General features: G+C 42.8%; 4 protein-coding genes. 1 reads left to right on the forward strand and 3 read right to left on the reverse strand.

What is annotated here, in order from left to right:
* Positions 1–325: 325 nt before the first annotated feature.
* A complete protein-coding gene (locus HMPREF0083_RS09855) occupies positions 326–535 on the reverse strand; it encodes an alpha/beta-type small acid-soluble spore protein (RefSeq protein ID WP_021621141.1) in 210 nt (69 codons plus the stop codon).
* A 167-nt stretch (positions 536–702) separates the two neighbouring features.
* Positions 703–3,177: a TPM domain-containing protein gene (locus tag HMPREF0083_RS09860; RefSeq protein WP_040302292.1), complete on the reverse strand. Its 2,475-nt coding sequence runs from the start codon at positions 3,175–3,177 to the stop codon at positions 703–705.
* Between the two features lie 306 nt (positions 3,178–3,483).
* On the opposite strand from HMPREF0083_RS09860, the gene HMPREF0083_RS09865 reads away from it, so the two are divergent.
* The gene (locus tag HMPREF0083_RS09865) at positions 3,484–3,672 is read left to right on the forward strand and encodes a hypothetical protein (protein WP_021621143.1); all 189 of its coding nucleotides are present in this window, start codon (positions 3,484–3,486) and stop codon (positions 3,670–3,672) included.
* 106 nt (positions 3,673–3,778) lie between these two features.
* Here the strand turns inward: HMPREF0083_RS09865 and HMPREF0083_RS09870 are convergent, their stop codons facing one another.
* On the reverse strand, positions 3,779–3,961 hold the full coding sequence (locus HMPREF0083_RS09870) for a hypothetical protein (RefSeq protein WP_021621144.1): 183 nt from the start codon (positions 3,959–3,961) through the stop codon (positions 3,779–3,781).
* Between the last annotated feature and the right edge of the window lie 350 nt (positions 3,962–4,311).

Below are 4,311 nucleotides of genomic sequence, written 5' to 3' on the forward strand. Positions count from 1 at the left end.
CTGGATCATTCTGGATAATCAACACCCTTGAAATTACACTTGATATTTTGACGGGGGAGTGTGGTTGGAAGGAGGAAATTCAGAAGGTGGCTCTTTTTATTTCCATTATTCATACCTTTATCCAATAATTATAAAGTGTATGGCAGTATCAAGGATGAACAAACGAAGCAGTGGCAAATCTCTACTGAACAATTGTTTATTATAATCTGCTTTGTGCTTGTTTTTCTTCCAAACAAAGAAGTAAGCCTCCCGCTCATTCCGGGAGGCTCTTCATCACATTACCTGCTCACTTGTTTATTAGAATATGCAGGCATGTTTATTCGTATTACTGAATACGTCCGCTAAGCTGCTGCTCTGCCATTTGAACAAGACGTTTTGTAATCTCGCCACCAACCGAACCGTTTTGACGGGAGGTAGTGTCTGGACCAAGTTGCACACCGAATGAAGCAGCAATTTCATACTTCATTTGGTCCAGCGCTGCACGCGCTTGCGGTGCAACCAGATTATTCGTATTTCTGCTTTGTTGTTGAGCCATGATGTCATTCCTCCTATGGGATATAATCACTATTGCTAGTCTTAAAATTCCACATAGGATAAAAATTATACATATGAAAATCAAAAAATCTGATTCCTTATCATAAGACAACAAAAGATACGAAAAACCGCCAAAGTCCGGTGCTTTGGCAGCTATAAAGCTTGCAATTACCAGTTCGATCCTCCAGAAGAGTTATTATTATTGTTGTTCCAATTTGACCCTCCTGAGGAGTTGCTGCTATTCCCCCAACTAGAGCCGTCAGACGAGTGACTGCTGTTCCGCAGTTGCTCCTGGCGCTGTTCCTCACGTATAGCTTCATCATACGCCTGATTCATCGCTGTTACGATACCCGTTAACATAGCGGCGCTGCGAGCGGCTTGCTCATATGCTCCCTGCTGCATTAGCTGTGCAATTTCGCTGCTAATGCTGGAATATTGAGAGCTGTATGAATTGACATTAATCTTCCGCCTGGCCCGTGCCTGAACAGAATAAAAACGGCTCTCCGCCTGTTCGATTTCACGTTCAGCGTTCCGCTTATAGATAGCGGCCCTCTCGACTTCGCTTAAGAAACGCTCTGCTTCATCGACAAACTGTTGACTCATTTCGCTTATAAGTTTCATATCATATGGCGGTTCCGCAAACAGCTGCCGCAGACTGGATTGCAGCTTAGCAAGATTATTTCTCTTCAAATTCCATTGCTGTACAAGCCCATTGCTTGAAATTGTAGTCTGTCCCTTAGCATATGCTGCTTCAGCCGCTGATTGCTCCCGTTTTGCTTCGTCCAGAGCGCTATCTAATTCCCTTATTCGCTGCCGGTAATTATCAATACATTCATCTAATTCCCCTAAAGCGTGTAAGATGCGATCCATTTCCTCCCTCGCCAGTTCATATTCCTGTACCTCTTCGGCGCACCATTGCTGCACCTGGCGTAATGACCTTGAAATGTCCTCAATACAAGGGAGTTTATCCCGATAAGCATGCCACATTTGTTCCCAATGTTTCGTACGGTATAATGGACGCACACGTTCAGTCACTGCAATAAGACCTGTATCCTGCTCCGGATAGGCAGCAAGTTTAGAAATGACCAGTTCGATATCATTCGTATTTTTTATTTTCAAATCTGCCTGCCGCTGCGTCATTTGCACTGCTTCACTCAACAATTGCCGCATTCGCTCAACATGCTGGATGACCGCTGGAATATCCCCATTTTGCAGATGCTTATACATCTGCTCACTTACCGCGTGCGCCTGCTCGACATTCTCGTACGGTTCGATACGAACAAGCTTAAGCCGATGCTCCTGTACAATGTGTTCAAAATGCTGTCTGCAGGCAGCCATCTCATTTGGAAAGTCTCGATATGAATTCGAATAAAAATCAATAGATGCAACATCCTGCTCCATCTGCAGCAACGCTTCATTCGCATGATTAAACCGTTCCTCCGCACCAAGCGGATCAAAAGTGCTCATCTGCCTGCTTTCTTCTAACTGCGACTTCAATATCCTTTGACGCTGAACGAGTTCGCCAAGCGGCCAGCCGCGGTTTGTCTGCTCTTTTTCAATAGCCAAGGCTACTTCGTTCAAACGGCCTTCAGCATCAGCCATCAGTTGTTTCAAATTGCGATCCACTTCTTCAATATGAGTAATTTGTTTCGTAAGTTGCGCCGTATATTCCGCCATTTCTGCTAAAGCGCCAACCGCTCCTTTAAGCTGTTTTCGCAAGCCAGGAAGCAGCCAATGTCGTACACGAATAAGCGATAGTTCTTGTTTGAGATTATTCATCCGAAGCAATGTATCCGTTAATTGCTTGTCGATAGACATAGCCATCTGTAAGGTCTTGTCTTGCGAAAGGTCGATATACGGTTTGATGCTTTCTGATGCCTGATTCACCTGTACCATTAGCCCAGGAAGGCGTTTTTGCAGACGGTGCAGACGGACTACCCGGAAAATCAATTCTGCGAGTGCAGCAAGCAACAGCAAACCTATTACTATCCCAATGACAAGACTCCAATTGATCGGTGTGCCCATTGCAGGCTCGGGTGTTTCCTGTTTCGCCAATGGGATTTGAGGTAAAGGCGTTTCAACAGCAGATGTGTTGTTCCCGTCTGGCTCCATCCCGGTTTTTACGTCATCGTCAACGGCAGGAACGATCGGCTTCAGCGCATACGTTGCCTTCATTAATTCAATGGATGCCTTGGCGAAATTCCCTTTTTTTGCCTCCGGAATAAAGTGGGCATCGACAAACTGGCTCAATTTTGAATCCGTCATCCCCCCTGTGTCCATATTGTCGGGGAGTGCATCTATTTTTTCCTGTAATGTAGCGTTGTTAAAATTCATCTCAATGCGGCGTTCCTGCTTAGAGATAAGCAGCAATATATCATCCGTCCCAAGGTTCCATTCGTTGTACACCATTGTGGCATAGTCGGACGATTCTTCCCCATCCAGACTGTTAACCGTCAGCACATAGAATGTATAAGGCTCCCCTTTGGCCGCCTTCTCAATTTGCGGAATTGTTTCTTTTGGAAGCATTTTAGCTATGTCCTGCACAAGTCCTTTTTTAGCCGGGATATCGGCCGCAGCGGTAATGCCCGGAAAAGCGAGAGCCAAAACAAATATACATAAAAACAGACGCATCGCACGTTTCACATTTAAACCTCCAATTATATAGCACTATGATACCAGTATAGCGAAATTACAATGAATCGAGTGGAAAAAATTCCTATCGGAAAGATTTTTTTGTACATCCGGCTTTTACAACAAAAAAGGATGCCTCTATAGAGCGAGCATCCTAAAAAAACATTCATCATGCTTACATATTATAATTATTACATTCCTTTAACCTGATTTATCCTGCAGTAGCTTGTCTTTCTTGCTTTTTTCAAAACTCAACGTAAGGTAATCACTTCCTGTATAATAAGTACATACTGCATCGCTGAAAAGAAAGGGATACACATGCTAACAAATCAAGAAAAAGATGAGGTCATCTATCTGGCCCGACAAATTATGCTTTCATATCGTAATGTGGAATGGGAGGGGTGGAAGCAGCTAGTCGAGGATGAGCTTCTAGAGCGGGGCTGGTCAATAGAAAAGCAACAGGAGGCTCTTAAACTGGTAGGACTTTTCAAGAAAAAAACACTCTGATTAATAAACGGACGCGGACAAGCGTCCGTTTATATCCTGTCTTAACGATCAATGATACCATACGGAAGCTTCATTCTTCTTCTCCTAATTTTACAAGGTTTTTAATCTATTCACTTTTTCTTTTCACACCTGTAGGCCTAAATCCAGGTTTTTCTTCAATTTGGTAGGTTTCATCAAGCTCCTTTGAAAGCTCGACTTCTTCTTTGCTTAAACCACCAGCTTGATGCGGCTCCAATGAAATTTTCTTTTTATGGTTGTTTCCCTTTTGCCCATGATCCATTCTTCCCATGTAAAAACCTCCTTTCCAATATCCCTTCAATTGAACAAATGGATGTGTTACCAAAAACATTAAGAGAGCAATTAATAAATGAATTTGGTGAAAACATTTTAAATATTAATCCAGTGTCAGAACACACTTCCCAACAAGTTAAAAAAGTTCTTTTTAGATTGCCTGATTCCAATAAGATAGAAGCTGTAGGGATACACGTCACAGTTAGACAACAATTTGGGATTGATATTAACGCAGCTTGTGGACAACTTTATGGTCAATATCAAAAAAGGCATATAACAATAATTAAAAGCGGAAAGTCCCTTAAAGGGTTTCAGTGAACTACCCACCACTTAAAACCTAACGATTTT

It is taken from the genome of Aneurinibacillus aneurinilyticus ATCC 12856, assembly GCF_000466385.1.
GTDB classification, from domain to species: Bacteria; Bacillota; Bacilli; order Aneurinibacillales; family Aneurinibacillaceae; genus Aneurinibacillus; species Aneurinibacillus aneurinilyticus.